This window comes from Paraburkholderia ribeironis (assembly GCF_900019265.1).
GTDB lineage: Bacteria > Pseudomonadota > Gammaproteobacteria > Burkholderiales > Burkholderiaceae > Paraburkholderia > Paraburkholderia ribeironis.
Map to the genome: position 1 here is coordinate 62192 of NZ_CYGX02000027.1, position 15794 is coordinate 77985.

13 protein-coding genes and 1 tRNA gene are annotated in these 15794 nt (G+C 63.3%); 7 read left to right on the forward strand and 7 right to left on the reverse strand.

Going from position 1 to position 15794, the window contains the following annotated elements; all coding sequences use genetic code 11:
• The first annotated feature begins 10 nt into the window (after positions 1-10).
• Complete coding sequence (locus BN2475_RS13245) at positions 11-739, forward strand: DUF3800 domain-containing protein (RefSeq protein ID WP_094779971.1); 729 nt, start codon at positions 11-13, stop codon at positions 737-739.
• 139 nt (positions 740-878) lie between these two features.
• Here BN2475_RS13245 and BN2475_RS13250 read toward each other — a convergent pair.
• Positions 879-953 (reverse strand) — tRNA-Arg (locus tag BN2475_RS13250).
• Between the two features lie 228 nt (positions 954-1181).
• Positions 1182-1373: a rubredoxin gene (locus BN2475_RS13255; protein WP_007175738.1), complete on the reverse strand. Its 192-nt coding sequence runs from the start codon at positions 1371-1373 to the stop codon at positions 1182-1184.
• A gap of 343 nt (positions 1374-1716) precedes the next feature.
• On the opposite strand from BN2475_RS13255, the gene BN2475_RS13260 reads away from it, so the two are divergent.
• Positions 1717-2118 carry a DUF4399 domain-containing protein gene (locus BN2475_RS13260; RefSeq protein WP_094779972.1) on the forward strand — a complete coding sequence of 134 codons (402 nt, stop codon included), beginning with the start codon at positions 1717-1719 and terminating at the stop codon, positions 2116-2118.
• Positions 2119-2403: 285 nt separating this feature from the next.
• Positions 2404-4350: an ATP-binding cassette domain-containing protein gene (locus BN2475_RS13265; RefSeq protein ID WP_094779973.1), complete on the forward strand. Its 1947-nt coding sequence runs from the start codon at positions 2404-2406 to the stop codon at positions 4348-4350.
• On the opposite strand, the gene BN2475_RS33570 is transcribed toward BN2475_RS13265, so the two are convergent.
• Complete coding sequence (locus BN2475_RS33570; RefSeq protein ID WP_143325782.1) at positions 4278-4772, reverse strand: hypothetical protein; 495 nt, start codon at positions 4770-4772, stop codon at positions 4278-4280. The two genes, BN2475_RS13265 and BN2475_RS33570, sit on opposite strands and share 73 nt — an antisense overlap.
• A gap of 54 nt (positions 4773-4826) precedes the next feature.
• Here BN2475_RS33570 and BN2475_RS13270 point away from each other — a divergent pair, with 54 nt between their 5' ends.
• The 3 genes from BN2475_RS13270 (at position 4827) to BN2475_RS13280 (ending at position 9946) form a co-directional block, all read left to right on the forward strand.
• Positions 4827-6812 carry a DNA topoisomerase IV subunit B gene (locus BN2475_RS13270; protein WP_094779974.1) on the forward strand — a complete coding sequence of 662 codons (1986 nt, stop codon included), beginning with the start codon at positions 4827-4829 and terminating at the stop codon, positions 6810-6812.
• A gap of 112 nt (positions 6813-6924) precedes the next feature.
• Positions 6925-9249, forward strand: coding sequence for a DNA topoisomerase IV subunit A (gene parC / locus BN2475_RS13275; RefSeq protein ID WP_094779975.1), 2325 nt, complete (start codon positions 6925-6927; stop codon positions 9247-9249).
• A gap of 238 nt (positions 9250-9487) precedes the next feature.
• A complete protein-coding gene (locus BN2475_RS13280; RefSeq protein ID WP_094779976.1) occupies positions 9488-9946 on the forward strand; it encodes a CopD family protein in 459 nt (152 codons plus the stop codon).
• Between the two features lie 33 nt (positions 9947-9979).
• Here BN2475_RS13280 and BN2475_RS13285 read toward each other — a convergent pair whose 3' ends face one another.
• Positions 9980-11188 carry a chromate transporter gene (locus tag BN2475_RS13285; RefSeq protein ID WP_094779977.1) on the reverse strand — a complete coding sequence of 403 codons (1209 nt, stop codon included), beginning with the start codon at positions 11186-11188 and terminating at the stop codon, positions 9980-9982.
• A gap of 148 nt (positions 11189-11336) precedes the next feature.
• Entirely contained in the window at positions 11337-13691 is a 2355-nt protein-coding gene (locus BN2475_RS13290) for a bifunctional diguanylate cyclase/phosphodiesterase (protein WP_094780115.1), read from the reverse strand.
• 75 nt (positions 13692-13766) lie between these two features.
• Here BN2475_RS13290 and BN2475_RS35015 point away from each other — a divergent pair, with 75 nt between their 5' ends.
• A complete protein-coding gene (locus BN2475_RS35015; protein WP_143325783.1) occupies positions 13767-14270 on the forward strand; it encodes a hypothetical protein in 504 nt (167 codons plus the stop codon).
• On the opposite strand, the gene BN2475_RS13295 is transcribed toward BN2475_RS35015, so the two are convergent.
• Positions 14192-15103: a PhzF family phenazine biosynthesis protein gene (locus tag BN2475_RS13295; protein ID WP_094779978.1), complete on the reverse strand. Its 912-nt coding sequence runs from the start codon at positions 15101-15103 to the stop codon at positions 14192-14194. The genes BN2475_RS35015 and BN2475_RS13295 overlap by 79 nt on opposite strands.
• A 197-nt stretch (positions 15104-15300) precedes the next feature.
• On the reverse strand, positions 15301-15765 hold the full coding sequence (locus tag BN2475_RS13300) for a RidA family protein (protein WP_094779979.1): 465 nt from the start codon (positions 15763-15765) through the stop codon (positions 15301-15303).
• Positions 15766-15794: the final 29 nt, after the last annotated feature.

Here is a 15794-nt window from a genome sequence, read left to right on the forward strand (position 1 = left end):
CAACAGCGCAGTGAATAGCGACTATATCGTCTTTGTGGACGAGAGTGGGGATCACAGTCTGACGTCTATCGATGCGGATTATCCACTGTTTGTATTGTGCTTCTGTGTCATCCGAAAGGCGGACTACGGGGATACGTTAGTACCGCGAATCAAGAAGCTGAAATTTGACACCTTCGGCCATGATTGTGTCGTGCTACACGAGATCGACATTCGCCGCAAACGCGGAGATTTTTCGCTGCTCAGCAAGGAGCCACGCGAGAGATTCATGGCTGACCTGACACAAATCATCATCGATACGCAGATGACCGTCATCGCCGTCGTGATCGACAAGCGAAAGTTGAAGCAACGATACAGCAACCCCTATAACCCGTACCACATCGGCATCAAGTTCGGACTTGAAAGAGTGCGTCATTTTCTTCGCGCGCACGGTCAGCACGAAAATTTGACTCACGTCGTTTGCGAAGCGCGAGGCGCAAAGGAGGACAAGGACCTCGAGCTGGAATTCAGGCGGGTGTGCGACGGGGACAATCGCAGTGGCGTTCCTTACCAGTTCGACATCGTCATCTGTGACAAGAAGGCGAACTCGGAGGGGCTGCAGATTTCGGATTTGATGGCTCGTCCCATCGGTCTTCACATACTGAGACCAGATCAGCAGAATCGTGCTTACGACGTCCTCGCGGAGAAATTTTTCTCTCCGAATTCGGTCGTCAATGGGAACGGTTTGAAGATATTTCCCTAGAAAAGCGAAAGGCCCCAAGGTAGTCCCTGGAGCCTAGCGCCGGCCGCGTAGTCGCAACCCATTTAGCACTTACAACTGTAGCTTGTAGGCTGGCCCAAGGTCAAGCTAGCTTAGCAGGGGCAGATGCTGGGAAGCTAGTTGGTCCCCCTGACAGGAATCGAACCTGTATCTAGCGCTTAGGAGGCACTTGTTCTATCCATTGAACTACAGGGAGAGGACCGAACCGGAATGATCGCTGCAATCCTGCTGCCGGACAAGGTCCGCGCGGATCGGGCGAGTCCAAATTCGCCGGCGAGCGCAAAGTATATCAAACCCGCCCGGGCGCGAGGAGGGCCGCGAAGTCCGCCACCCACGCAAACGGCCCAGCGGCATGGCCAGCTGGGCCGTGTATGGCATCAGGCTCGTTATCGACGGGCATCCCCGCCGCCTCGATCGGGCCGGCTCAGAACTCCACTACCGCGAATTCCGCCTTGCCCACATCGCACAGCGGGCAGCGCCAGTCTTCCGGAATCGCGGCGAAGCGCGTACCGGGCGCAATGCCTTCTTCGGGCAGGCCTTCTTCCTCGTTGTAGATCCAGCCGCAAATCAGACAGACCCAGCTTTTGTATTCGGTCACTTCAATTACTTCGCTCACGGCGTACTCTTCTCAGGTTCAATGCAACAGGGTCCGCTCTGTCTGCCCCTTTTTGGGGCAATGCGGCGACCCGCAATATTACCGGAATTTGTCAATCGGACCGCGCACCACCGATGCGGCGCCGCCGCAACGCGTCTGAGACAGCTCCAGGCCCACTGGACGGATCGCGTCACACACAGCGTGTATGCTTTGATCGGCAACTGCGCAATTGGACAGGCACGGCGCGCGTCTGGCTGGCCTTGCGACGATCGGTCTCAGGCAATGGCGGCACCGCCACCTCAGCGCAGCCGCCGTCGACCGCAGAATTCCCACGCATCACTTCGTTTCCTGAAAGGAGCAACCGATGTTCAAACACAAGTGGATGAACGGTGTCGCGTTGGCCGGCTTGCTGGCTGTGGCGGGTGTGGCGCAAGCCGCGAGCGTGTCCTTCGTGCAGCCGAAGGACGGCGCGACCGTCAGCAATCCCGTGCACGTCGTGTTCGCCGTGGACGGCATGAACATCGCGCCGGCCGGCACGATGACTGACGGCACGGGGCATCACCATCTGCTGATCGACGGCAAGCCGCTGCCCAAGGGCGAGGTGGTTCCCACCAACGACAAATCGTTGCACTTCGGCAAGGGCCAGACCGAAACCGATCTGACGCTGCCGCCGGGCGACCACACGCTGACGCTGCAATTCGGTGACGGCGCGCATCGGTCGTACGGTCCGGAAATGAGCAAAACCATCACGGTGCACGTGAAGTAAGCTGCCGCGCGAAAACGGGCCGGGCGGGCGCAGCGGCCGTCCTGGCGCGTGCGCGGCCCGAAGTCCGCTCGGACTCGGCACGCACGTGGATCCGCACGCGGCCTTCACCCCGCTCGCGCCGGCTCGCATCCCGTTCCGACACGAAAGCGCCACGGAGCCCACGCCCGCACGATCCACCCCGCGCCAGCCAGGCCATTCCCCCTGGCGCTTCCAGCATGCGGGCACCCGGCTGCGCGCCCGGTACAATGAGCAGTTCCGACTCATCGCTGTCTTCTCCAACATTCCATGTCGCTTTACACCATTTCCGACGCCCAACTGGCATTCGGTCACGTCGCGTTGCTCGATCACGCGGATTTCTCACTCGAAGCGGGCGAACGCGTTGGGCTGATCGGACGCAATGGCGCGGGCAAGTCCTCGCTGCTGAAGATCGTCGCCGAGCTCGCGAGGCCCGACGACGGCCTCATCACGCGTCAGCAGAATCTCACCACGGTCTACGTGCCGCAGGAACCGGAGTTCGATACCGACGACACGGTGTTCGACGCCGTTGCAGCCGGTCTCACGCACGCCCGCGCGCTGCTCGATGAATACGATGCGGTCGCCCACCAGCTCGCCGACGAACCCGAAGGCCCGCAGCACGACGCGCTGATGGCGCGCATGAACACGCTGCAATCGTCGCTGGATGCGGCCGACGCGTGGAACTGGAGCACGCGCGTGGCCACCACGCTGCAGCAGATCGGCCTGAACGGCGAGGCGCGCGTCGGCTCGCTGTCGGGCGGCATGCAAAAGCGCGTCGCGCTGGCGCGGGCGCTGGTCGTGCAGCCCGACGTGCTGCTGCTCGACGAGCCGACCAACCACCTCGACTTCGACGGTATCCGCTGGCTCGAAGAACTGCTGGTCTCGCAGCGCGCGGGCCTGCTGTTCATCACTCACGACCGCGCGTTTCTCGACCGCGTCGCGACGCGCATCGTCGAGCTGGATCGCGGGCGCCTGCTGTCGTATCCGGGCAATTTCTCGGCGTACCAGACGCGCAAGGCGCAGCAGCTGGAAATCGAGCGCGTCGAAAACGAGAAGGCCGACAAGCTGCTCGCGCAGGAAGAAGTGTGGATCCGCAAGGGCGTCGAAGCACGCCGCACGCGCAGCGTCGGCCGGATCGCGCGGCTCGTGGAGATGCGCAAGGAGCGCGCCGAGCGCCGCAACGTGCAGGGCAACGTCAAGCTCGATGTCGGCCAGGGCGAGAAGTCCGGCAAGATCGTCGCCGAACTGACTGACGTGACCAAGCGCTACGGCTCGCGCACGGTGATCGACCGTTTCACGGACACGGTGATGCGCGGCGACAAGATCGGCTTCGTCGGTCCGAACGGCGCGGGCAAGACCACCTTGCTCAAAACGATCCTCGGCGACCTGACGCCGGACGAAGGCACGGTGCGCGTCGGCACCAATCTGCAGGTCGCGTATTTCGACCAGATGCGCGCGCAGCTCGATCTGGAGAAGAGTCTCGCCGACACCATCAGCCCGGGTAGCGAATGGGTCGAAATCAACGGCCAGAAGAAGCACGTGATGAGCTATCTCGGCGACTTCCTGTTCGCGCCGGAGCGTGCGCGTTCGCCGGTCAAGTCGCTGTCGGGCGGCGAGCGCAACCGTCTGCTGCTGGCGCGTCTGTTCGCGCGGCCGGCCAACGTGCTGGTACTCGACGAACCGACCAACGACCTCGACATCCCCACGCTCGAACTGCTCGAAGAACTGCTGATCGAATACGACGGCACCGTGCTGCTGGTCAGCCACGACCGCGCGTTTCTCGACAACGTCGTGACCTCGGTGATCGCGTCGGAAGGCGGCGGCAAGTGGCGCGAGTACGTTGGCGGTTTTACGGACTGGCAGATCCAGCGCGACCGTTCCGAGCAGTTGGCGCTCGAAGCGCAGAAAGAGGCCAGCAAGGATGCAGCCAAAGACGCAGCCAGCAACGCGGCGGCCAAGGAAAGCGCGGCGGGCCGCAACACGCAGCGCGCCGTGAAGCTGTCGTTCAAGGAGCAACGCGAACTGGAGGCGTTGCCAGAGCGGATCGCCGCGCTCGAAGCCGAGCAGAAAACCATCGGCGCGCAACTCGAAGACGGTTCGGTATTCGCGAGGGACGCGCAGGAAGGCACGCGCCTGACCGAGCGCTATGCGGCAATCGACGAAGAACTGCTGATTGCGCTCGAGCGTTGGGACGAACTGGAAAACCGGCGCAAATGAGCGGCAAATAAGCAGCAAATAAGCGGTAAATAAAGCGTGACGGCGTGGCGCGGGTGTGGCGGGCAGACCCGCGCGACGACGCGATAGAGAACCATAAAAAGCGCTACAACGAGAAAAAGCGACGGCAGGCGAGCGGCCGCGGCATCCACGGCACGGCGAGCCGCATCTGCCTTCATCGCGCCCGCCGCGTCTTGTCCAGACGGCCAATCTTGCGCATCGTGAATTGCCGCCGTGGTCGAAATCAGTAAAATACCCCGCGAACAGGCTTCCCCGGCATTTGCATCGGCCCGTTCGCGCCAGCGAGCGCCGTCAAGCGCGTCAACGGGAAGCCGCGCAGCAAAACAGCTTGCCCGCACCGCGGGCACCCCACCTAACCCCGTTGTTTCGTTTCGCTTTTTTTGAAAACTCAACGCATTGTCCACGGACCTGTCCACAGGACCTGTGGACAACGATGAACCGACGCACCCGAGTCAACCATGTCTACGAAAAAGCCAAACGCCGCGTATAGCGAAGCGTCGATCAAGGTGTTGAAGGGCCTGGAGCCGGTCAAGCAACGGCCCGGGATGTACACCCGCACCGAAAATCCGCTGCACATCATTCAGGAAGTCATCGACAACGCGTCGGACGAGGCCCTCGGCGGCTACGGCCGGCAAATCACGGTCACGCTGCATGCGGACCATTCGGTCTCGGTCGAGGACGACGGCCGCGGCATTCCATTCGGCCTGCATCCGGAAGAAGGCGTGCCGGTCGTCGAGATCGTCTTCACGCGCCTGCACGCGGGCGGCAAGTTCGACAAAGCCGCCGGCGGCGCGTACACGTTCTCGGGTGGCCTGCACGGCGTCGGCGTGTCGGTCACGAACGCGCTGTCCACGCGCCTCGATGTCACCGTATGGCGCGACGGCAAGATCGCCGAACTGAGTTTCGCCAACGGCGACGTCGCGAAGCAGCTGGAAGTGCGAGCCGCCGCGAAAGGCGACAAGAAATCCGGCACGCGCGTCACCGCGTGGGCCAACCCGAAATACTTCGATTCGCCGAACCTGCCGCTCGGCGAGCTGCAACGTCTGCTGCGCTCGAAGGCGGTGCTGTTGCCGGGCGTCGAAGTCACGCTGATCAACGAAAAAACCGGCGAGCAGCAAAGCTGGAAATACGAAGACGGTCTGCGCGGCTATCTGCTCGAAGGCATGAACGGCAGCGACCTGCTGATTCCGCTGTTCGAAGGCGAGCGCTATGCGGAAAACTCGCGTGCGAGCGAAGAGACGTTTGCCGAAGGCGAGGGCGCCGCGTGGGTCGTCGCATGGAGCGAGGAAGGGCCGCTTACGCGCGAGTCGTACGTCAACCTGATTCCGACGCCCGCGGGCGGCACGCATGAATCCGGCTTGCGCGACGGGCTGTATCAGGCGGTCAAGAATTTCGTCGAGCTGCACAACCTGCAGCCGAAGGGCGTCAAACTGCTCGCTGAAGACGTGTTCGCGCGTGTGTCGTTCGTGCTGTCGGCGAAGGTTCTGGACCCGCAGTTCCAAGGCCAGATCAAGGAACGGCTCAATAGCCGCGATGCGGTCAAGCTGGTGTCGTCGTTCGCGCGGCCGGCGCTCGAGTTGTGGCTCAACCAGCACGTCGAGCACGGCAAGAAACTCGCGGACCTCGTGATCAAGCAGGCGCAGGCCCGCACGCGCGCCGGACAGAAGGTCGAGAAGCGCAAGAGTTCGGGTGTCGCTGTGCTGCCGGGCAAGCTGACCGATTGCGAATCGACGGAGATCGGCCGCAACGAGCTGTTCCTCGTCGAGGGCGACTCGGCGGGCGGCTCCGCGAAGATGGGCCGTGACAAGGAGTACCAGGCAATCCTGCCGTTGCGCGGCAAGGTGCTGAACACGTGGGAAACCGAGCGTGACCGCCTGTTCGCCAACAACGAGGTGCACGACATTTCGGTGGCGATCGGCGTCGATCCACATAGCCCGGACGACCATGTCGATCTGTCGAATCTGCGCTACGGCAAGATCTGCATTCTGTCGGACGCGGACGTCGACGGTTCGCACATCCAGGTGCTGCTGCTCACGCTGTTCTTCAAGCATTTCCCGCAGCTGATCGAACGCGGCCACGTGTGCGTCGCGCGTCCGCCGCTGTTTCGCGTCGATGCGCCCGCGCGCGGCAAGAAGCCCGCGCAGAAGCTGTACGCGCTCGACGAAGGCGAACTCGAAGCGATCCTCGACAAGCTGCGTAAGGACGGCGTGCGCGATACGCAATGGTCGATCAGCCGCTTCAAAGGGCTCGGCGAAATGAGCGCGGAACAGCTGTGGGACACCACGATGAACCCCGACACGCGGCGTCTGCAGCCGGTCGCATTGGGCGAGCTCGACTACGACTCCACGGTCGCGCGCATGACGATGCTGATGGGCAAGGGCGAAGCGGCGTCGCGGCGCAGCTGGCTGGAAGAAAAGGGCAACGAAGTGGAAGCGGATATCTGAGCGCGCATTGCGGCCCGCTTTGCAGCCCGCTTTGCAACCCGCTTGTTAGCCGGCTTCCCGGCGCTCTGCCTGCGCACGAAAACTTCAAGCCAAACACGGATACGGAATCTAGATGGACGACGATAACACTCTCGACCTTTTCACCGAGCCGCCGCCTCCTGAAGGCGACTTCCTGACGCTCGGCAACTACGCCGAGCGCGCGTACCTCGAATATGCGGTCAGCGTGGTCAAGGGCCGCGCGCTGCCCGACGTCTGCGACGGCCAGAAGCCGGTGCAGCGCCGCATCCTGTTCGCGATGAACGAGATGGGACTGGGCGACAACGCGAAGCCGGTCAAGTCGGCGCGCGTGGTCGGCGATGTGCTCGGCAAGTATCACCCGCACGGCGACCAGTCGGCGTACGACGCGCTGGTGCGTCTCGCGCAGGATTTTTCGATGCGCTATCCGCTGATCGACGGCCAGGGCAACTTCGGCTCGCGCGACGGCGACGGCGCGGCGGCCATGCGTTATACGGAAGCGCGTCTCACGCCGATCGCGAAACTGCTGCTCGATGAAATCGATCAGGGCACGGTCGATTTCATGCCCAACTACGACGGCTCGTTCGAAGAGCCGAAGGTGCTGCCGGCGCGCTTGCCGTTCGTGCTATTGAATGGCGCGTCGGGCATCGCGGTGGGTCTGGCGACGGAGATACCGTCGCACAATCTGCGTGAAGTCGCGAGTGCGGCGGTCGCGCTGATCCGCCATCCGAAGCTGGCGCATGCCGAACTGATGCAGCACATGCCGGGGCCGGATTTCCCGGGCGGCGGCCAGATCATCTCGAGCGAAGCGGAGATCTCCGCGGCGTACGAGACGGGCCGAGGCAGCCTGAAAGTGCGTGCCCGCTGGAAGATCGAAGACCTCGCACGTGGCCAGTGGCAACTGGTGATCACCGAGCTGCCGCCGAACACGGCCGCGCAGAAGGTGCTCGAGGAAATCGAAGAGCAGACCAACCCGAAGATCAAGCTCGGCAAGAAGACGCTCACGCCCGAACAGCTGCAGACCAGGCAGACCATGCTGGCGCTGCTCGACGCGGTGCGCGACGAGTCCGGCAAGGACGCGCCGGTGCGTCTCGTGTTCGAGCCGAAGTCGAGCCGTATCGACCAGACCGAGTTCGTCAATACGCTGCTCGCGCATACGAGCCTCGAATCGAACGCGTCGCTGAACATGGTGATGGTCGGCGGCGACGGCCGGCCGCGTCAGAAGGGCTTGAGCGAAATCCTGCACGAGTGGATCGCGTTCCGTTTTGCGACGGTCACGCGCCGCACGCGTCATCGTCTGGCCAAGGTCGACGACCGGATTCATATTCTCGAAGGCCGGATGATCGTCTTTTTGAATATCGACGAAGTCATCCGCATCATTCGCGAATCGGACGAACCGAAGGTCGCGTTGATGGCCGCGTTCGGCTTGTCCGAGCGCCAGGCCGACGACATTCTCGAGATCCGTTTGCGCCAGTTGGCGCGGCTCGAAAAGATCAAGATCGAGAAGGAACTGTCGGACCTGCGCGACGAGAAGGTCAGGCTCGAAGAACTGCTCGGCAACGAATCGGCCATGAAGCGCCTGCTCATCAAGGAGATCGAAGCCGACGCGAAGCAATACGGCGACGAGCGGCGCACGCTGATCCAGCAGGAAAAGCGCGCGACGTTCGAAGCGCGCGTGGTCGACGAACCGGTCACGGTGGTGGTGTCGCAGAAGGGTTGGGTGCGTGCGCTGAAGGGCCATGGCCTCGATACGGCCGGCTTCACGTTCAAGGCCGGTGACGGGCTGTACGCGGCGTTCCAGTGCCGCACGCCGGACACGCTGATCGCGTGGGGCAGCAACGGCCGGGTCTATTCGGTCGCGGTGGCGTTGCTGCCGGGCGGTCGCGGTGACGGCGTGCCGGTCACGTCGCTGATCGAACTGGAGTCGGGCAGCCATCTGATGCACTACTACGCGGCGTCCGCGGAGCAGGCGTTGCTGCTCGCGTCGAGCAACGGCTTCGGCTTTGTCGCCAAGGTGGGCGACATGGTGAGCCGGGTGAAGGCAGGCAAATCGTTCATGACGATCGATGCAGGCGCCGTACCGCTCGCGCCGATGCCGATGCTGCCGGACGCGACGCACATCGCGTGTCTGTCGTCGGGCGGGCGTCTGCTGGTGTTCGGCCTCGACGAGATGAAGACGCTCTCGGGCGGCGGCCGCGGCGTCACACTGATGGCGCTCGACGACAACGAAACGCTGTTGCAGGCACTGGCCATCAATCGGGCGGGCGTGATGCTGATCGGCACGCGTCGGGGCGGCCGCGTCGATGAGGAGCAGCTGAGCGGCGCCGCGCTCGCGCCGCATGTCGGCAAGCGCGCACGCAAGGGGCGTGCGCCGGAGAGCAAGATGAAGCTCGACGGTATGCGTCCGGTGCTGGCGACTTGACAAAGCTTGACGCCGGAATGCGGCGAGCGTCTGTTAACATGCGGGGCGCTCGCCGGGTATCTTGAAAATCGGGGGCAGTGGTGTCGCGGGATCAGGCACGCTGCAATAACAACTATAAAACGACGGCAAAGCGTCAGGCGTCTGGAACTGCGTGCACGGCACATGGTCGAATGCGCTCAATGGCCGCTGTTGGTAGATTGTCGTAAGCGGTGTGACGTCGTCGGGAGAGGAAAACAACATGAACAAGGCTATCGAACTCGCGCTCTTCCTTCATCTACTCGCGGTCGCGGTGTGGGTGGGCGGAATGGTGTTCGCACACTTCTGTCTGCGCCCGGCCATGGCCGATCTATCGCCGCAATTGCGCTTGCCGTTGTGGGAGTCGGTATTCGGCCGTTTCTTCAACTGGGTCGCCGCGGCCGTGCTGGTGATTCTCCTCACCGGTGGCTTTCTGCTGATGCAATTCGGCGGCGGTCATGCGATGTGGCCGCTGCATGCAATGGCGGGTCTCGGCATCGTGATGATGCTGATCTTTGGGCACATCCGCTTTGCCGTTTTTCCGCGCATCCGTCGCGCGGTGCAGGCGCAGAAATGGCCGGACGGCGCGCAGGCGGTCGGCACCATCCGGCGTCTCGTGCTCATCAATATCTTGCTAGGCGTCGTGACGATCGGTGTCGCGGTGTTGTCGCGCGGGTTCTGAGCCTGGGGTAGCGGTTGTGCGGGCCGCTGCCGGTCAAGGCAGCGCGCCATATGCGAGCCACAGTCCGCATACCACCGCCACGGTCCCATACACCACGTACACCGGCATCTTCAGCTTTGCGAAGCACATGCCGGCGAAGAGCGCGGTGATCAGATACACCGGTTCGAACGGCACATGCGCGGCAATGCGCAGCACGGCGACTGCGAGAAACGCGGTGGTGACCGCGCGCAGGATCCTCATTCCGTGCTCGAAGCGCGGATTCGTCTTCAACTGATGCAGATGCCGTTGCGCCAGCACGACGAGGCAGCCCGACGGCACGAACAGCGCGAGCGTTGCAATCAGCGCACCCGCCCAGCCATCCACCAGATAGCCGAAGAACGGCACCACATTCAACAGCGGTCCGGGCGACAGCGGGGATAGCGAAAACGCCAGCGTGAAGTCATTGTCCGATACGCCGATCGCTGGCGTGACGAACAGCGTCTTGAGCACCGGCAATGCCGAGAAGCCGCCGCCGAACAGCGTCATGCCGGCACCGGCCAGCCGCGGCCACAGCAGCACCAGTTCATAGCGATGCGGCAACGGCAGCGCGAACACGATCAGCAGGACACACAACGCGCCCAACAGGTGCCAGTCGCCGCGCCTGAGCGACACGACGAGGCGCGCATCGCGCACTGGACACACGAACCAGCCGACGCCGAAGGACGCGCCGAGCATCGCGACGTAGGCCGCGGGACTGCGCGCATAGAAGAGCGCCACGCAGCCCAGCAGCGCCGCCGTCCATTCGAGCTTGCCGCGCACCAGCGCGCGTGTCTGCTTGTACCAGGTGGTCGCGATCAGCGTGGCCAGCACGACGCTGAAGTGATTGAGCAAGGTTTGCGAAGCGACGGCGTGCACGAGCGGCGCGCGGTAGAAGATCGCAAACAGCGTCATCAGCATGAAGAAGGGCAGCACGCTGGCGATGCCCGCGACCCACGCGCCGGCGCGTCCACGCAGCGCGTGCCCGAGTTGCACGGCGACATTGCATCCCACCGGCCCGGGCACCATCCAGGCGAGTGCGATCAGATCGGAGAACGCCACCCGTGAAAGCCGTCCCTCGCGTTCGACGTAGTGATGCTCGAGTTGCGCCATCAGCGCGAGGCCGCCCCATGACAACGCCGACAGGGCGAACACAACCCGGAACAGCGTCCATAGCGGTTCCCGTTCTCCTCGTCTGAGCGCATCGCGGCTCGTGATCGTCTGCATGGCGCCCCGGGCGTCCCGCCCTGGGCACCCGTCCTATTCTATTGGGATCATCGTCATCGGGTAGCATGGCCGCTGGCCGGCAGCACGCGGTGACGCGGTACAGCGTGAATGCTGCCGCGGTTTCGCTGCCGTGGCGAGCCGGCCGCGCTCAGTCGCTGGTGCTGGACACGCTGCTGGTGCTGTCGGTTTCGTGCACGGCGCGGCGGTCCGTCACACCGCATACGCCGAAGCGTTCGAGCAGCGCCGGTATCGCCTCCACGGGCACTGGACGAGAGAACAGGAAACCCTGCGCCTCGATATGGCCGAGCGCGGCGAGCCATGCGATCTGCTCTTCGGTTTCGGTGCCTTCGACCACCACCGTGAGTCCGAGCGAGCGCGCCAGATTGACGATCGCGGTGACCATCACGCAGACGCTGCGGTCGCCGGGAATCGCCTGGACGAACGAGCGATCCACCTTGAGCGTGTCCACCGAGAAGCGGTTCAGATAGGACAACGACGAATAGCCGGTGCCGAAATCGTCGAGCGCGATGCGCACGCCGAGGCGCTTTAACGCGTAGATCTTCTCCGAGACCAGTTCGGGATATTCCATCATCGCCGTCTCGGTGATTTCGAGTTCGAGGCGGCGCGCCGAGATGCCGGTTTCCTCGATCGCACGCGAGATGGTTTGGTACAGGTCGCCGCGCCAGAACTGCACCGCCGAGATGTTCACCGCGAGCGACAACTTCTCGTAGCCCTGCTGTTGCCAGAGCGCCAGTTGCCGGCAGGCGGTCTCGATCACGAAGTCGCCGATGGGCACGATCAGCCCGGTCGATTCGGCGACCGGAATGAACTCGCTCGCCGGAATCAGACCGTGTTGCGGATGGTTCCAGCGCACCAGCGCCTCGAAACCGGTGATGCAGCGGCGCGTCAGATCGATCTTCGGCTGATAGGCGAGAAACAGTTGCCCTTCGGCGAGCGCCACGCGCAATTGCTGTTCCCACCTCATCAGATGGTCCGCGCGATGCGCCAGCTGCGGAGAATAGAACTGGTAGCAGTTCTTGCCCGCGTCTTTCGCGCTGTACATCGCGAGGTCGGCCTTCTTCAGCAGATCGATCTCGCTCTCGTTGGGCACCGAGTACAGCGCGATGCCAATGCTCGCATGCAGTACGAACGAACTGCCGCGCACGTCGAAGGGTCGGTCGAACGCTTCGGCAGCGGCTTCGGCCAGGGCGACGGCGCGCTTCTCGACGTCGTCGCCCTTGATCACGACCACAAACTCGTCGCCGCCGATGCGGCTCAGCGCGCCGCCGTCGCCGACCGCGGCGGCGAGCCGCGAGGCTGTCATCTGCAGCACGATGTCGCCGGCGTTGTGGCCGAGCGTATCGTTGACGGTCTTGAAGTTATCGAGGTCGATGAAAAGAATCGCGAGGCGGCCGAGGTTGGCCGCCTGCGCCACGTCATGCCGCAGCGTTTGCAGCGTCGCATAGCGGTTGCGCAAACCGGTCAGCAGATCGTATTCGACCAGATGCGTCATCTCGCGCTCGCGGCCCAGCAGCTTGCCGATCAGTCCGGTCGCGACGGCGAAGAAGCTCAGCATCGCGAGCGAAATGAAGCCCGCCATCAGCAGATAGACGTTGCGCGTGTGGTTGTAGTCGGCGAACTCTTCGGCCTGCGAAAGACCCACCAGCACGCCGAGCGGATAGCCGTCGATGTGCCGGTACGAGACGATGCGCGTGACGTTGTCGATCGAATCGACGTAGGTCCCCGACACATGCTCCGAGGTCGGATACGAGCCGCTCGCCGAGAACGCGCCATTGACGGAGTCGGCACTGCCGGTGCGCCGAGCGAGCACGGCGCCGTTGTCGGAGATCACCGCGATCACGCCTTCACGGCCGATCGCTGCATTGTTGTAGAAGTCGGTGGTGAAATAGCTGGGGTCTTCGGAGACCACCACGACGCCCGCGAACGAGCCATCCGGATGATTCAAACGGCGCGTCATCTGCAAGGTCCAGTGACGGGACACGCGGCCAAGCACGGGCTTGCTGATGTACAACTGGTCGTCGTTCTCGTGTTCATGGACCTTGAAGTGCTCGCGGTCCGACAGATCGATGTGCTTGGGATTGAGCTCGGCCGTGTTGGCGAGCAGCTTGCCGCGTTCGTCGATCAACGACACCTGCACCAGCGTCTCGCTTTGCACGACGCCTTTTTCGACCGTGCTGGCGAGATTGAAATGATTAGGTGTCTTCTCGAACTCGTATTTGACGAAGCGGGTGATCTGGTCGACCTGGTGAATGGCCTTGACCGTATGCTGTTCCAGCGCCGCCGAGAGAATTGCAGCAGAGGCCATCGCCTCGCGATTGGTGGCTTCTTTCTCCATCGACAGCCGCGCGAAGATCACGGTCCAAAGCAGGATCAGGACCAGCACGCCAAGCGCGGGAATGACGAACAGCGCTCGCCGGCGCGACACCGCCGGATCGCGGCGAGGCTTGGCTTCGCGCTCGTCGGAGAAGCGGGATTGGCTCATCGGACAGCCCATGCGTGAGTGCGGGCCGGTTGCAAATGCGAGAGCATCGACTGCGCTGATTTCATGGATGGCTGCATGGTGACCAAGGTGCCGGAACTACTGCACAGGAGGAGGTGGCTTGCCACCGTGCCTGACCGTCCACAGGTCATCGGGTATGTTTCGATATTACTTAATGCCACTGGATTAAGGAAGCTTCGCGGCATCGGGTATACGCTGGCAGGACACGCGGCCTGTATCGGCCTGAATCGCGGCCAGGTGCGCCGGCTATGGGGGCGCAGCCCGCTTATTGTTTTTGAATATTTCATCGGGCTCAGCATTCAGGTGTGCCAGGGTCTATGGCAGGCCTCTTGCGACGCAATGCGGATTAGTTTGGACAACGATGCGGCTTTTTGTGGTCTCGCGCGGCGAGATGCGGCATGCGTTGTATTTTCAGGCGACGTACCGCATCTTGCCACGCTCGAGCATGTGCATGCACGTTCGTGCGTGCAAGGAACGCGGCGTTACGGCAGCCGGAACGTGCCGTCGACGATCGTCACCGATGGCCCGCCGATCCATGTCTTGCCACGCGCATCGTCGTAGCGCACCGACACCTGGCCCGCGCGGCCAGGCACCGTGCCCTGGCGAGCTGTGTAGTGCATGCCGGGGCGTCGCTGCTGTGCGCTCAGCAAACCGGCGAGCGCAGCGTTGGCGCTGCCCGTCACCGGGTCTTCACCTACCCCGAACCCGCCGCCTGCCATCAGGCAGCGCACCTCGAAGGTCGCGGGGCCGTCGGCGTCGTGAGGTGCGTAGACCGCGAGCCCGTGAGTGTCGACCGAATGCACGAGCTCGGCGAGTGCCGCGGCGTCGGGTTCGAGCGCGAGACAATCGCGCGCCGAATCGAGGCGAACCACGAGCCACGGCGCGCCGTTGTCGACTGCGCAGGGCGTCGCGCTGAAATCGATCGCGTCGCTGCGCAAGGCCGCGGAGAGCATCGCGTATCGATCTTCCGCAAGCGGCGTAATGCGCGCGGGCGGCGCGGCGAACGCCCATGCGTCATGCATGCTGTCGGCGGTACCGGCAGTGCCAGTTAACGCCTCGAGTTCGACGAGTCCCACACCGCATTGCTGGATCAGCTTGCCGGCCTGCTTTGGTTGATATCCGCTGTCGCGCAACGCGTGCGCAGTGCCGAGCGTCGGATGACCCGCGAACGGCAACTCGCCATGCGTGGTGAAGATGCGCACGCGATAGTCGGCGGCCGGGTCGGTCGGCTTCAATAGAAAAGTCGTTTCGGACAGATTGGTCCAGTGCGCGATGGCCCGCATCTGATTCGTATCGAGCGCGTCGGCATCGAATACGACAGCAAGCGGATTGCCTTTGAACGGTACCGACGTGAACACGTCGACCTGTTTGAAGCGAACGGTGTGAGCGAGCATCGATGCGATTCAGTGAGTCAGTCGGTGAGTGGGATTCGCGGATTCTATCCGCTGACGCCGCAACGATCTAGCTCCGCCATAAATGCAAAACGCGCCGCGGGTGGCCGACACCTCGCGACGCGTTCTACACGCACTGTTGGGCGAACCGCCAGACTATGCTGACTGGGTTGCCGATGCGCTTGGGTTACTCGCTTGCTTTACTCGACTTCTGCGATCATCTCGATTTCGACGCACGCGCCGAGCGGAATCTGCGCGACGCCGAACGCCGAGCGCGCATGTTTGCCGCGCTCGCCGAACACGTCGGCGATCAGTTCGGACGCGCCGTTGGTGACCAGATGCTGTTCGGTGAAGTCGGGCGTCGAGTTGACGAGGCTCATCAGCTTGACGATGCGCGTGACGCGGTTCAGATCGCCCACATGCGCGTGCAGCGTGGCCAGCAGGTCGATGGCGATCGAGCGTGCCGCGGCCTTGCCTTCGTCGGTGCCGAGCGTGGCGCCGAGCTTGCCGGCCCACACCTTGCCGTCCTTCTTCGCGATGTGACCGGACAGGTACACCGTGTTGCCGCTTTGCGCGCTCATCACATACGCGGCTGCCGGCGCGCCGGCGACGGGCAGTTCGATGCCCAGTTCCTTGAGCTTGTCGTACACATTGATTTGAGCCATGTCGTGTCCTTGAGTGAGGGGGTGGAATT

Excerpts from the sequence above, each read along its gene's own strand:
- BN2475_RS13260 (WP_094779972.1), top strand. The coding sequence starts at position 1,717 with ATGTTCAAACACAAGTGGATGAACGGTGTCGCGTTGGCCGGCTTGCTG.
- BN2475_RS13265 (WP_094779973.1), top strand. The coding sequence starts at position 2,404 with ATGTCGCTTTACACCATTTCCGACGCCCAACTGGCATTCGGTCACGTC.
- BN2475_RS13270 (WP_094779974.1), top strand. The coding sequence starts at position 4,827 with ATGTCTACGAAAAAGCCAAACGCCGCGTATAGCGAAGCGTCGATCAAG.
- parC (WP_094779975.1), top strand. The coding sequence starts at position 6,925 with ATGGACGACGATAACACTCTCGACCTTTTCACCGAGCCGCCGCCTCCT.
- BN2475_RS13280 (WP_094779976.1), top strand. The coding sequence starts at position 9,488 with ATGAACAAGGCTATCGAACTCGCGCTCTTCCTTCATCTACTCGCGGTC.
- BN2475_RS13285 (WP_094779977.1), bottom strand. The coding sequence starts at position 11,188 with ATGCAGACGATCACGAGCCGCGATGCGCTCAGACGAGGAGAACGGGAA.
- BN2475_RS13290 (WP_094780115.1), bottom strand. The coding sequence starts at position 13,691 with ATGAGCCAATCCCGCTTCTCCGACGAGCGCGAAGCCAAGCCTCGCCGC.
- BN2475_RS35015 (WP_143325783.1), top strand. The coding sequence starts at position 13,767 with ATGGTGACCAAGGTGCCGGAACTACTGCACAGGAGGAGGTGGCTTGCC.
- BN2475_RS13295 (WP_094779978.1), bottom strand. The coding sequence starts at position 15,103 with ATGCTCGCTCACACCGTTCGCTTCAAACAGGTCGACGTGTTCACGTCG.
- BN2475_RS13300 (WP_094779979.1), bottom strand. The coding sequence starts at position 15,765 with ATGGCTCAAATCAATGTGTACGACAAGCTCAAGGAACTGGGCATCGAA.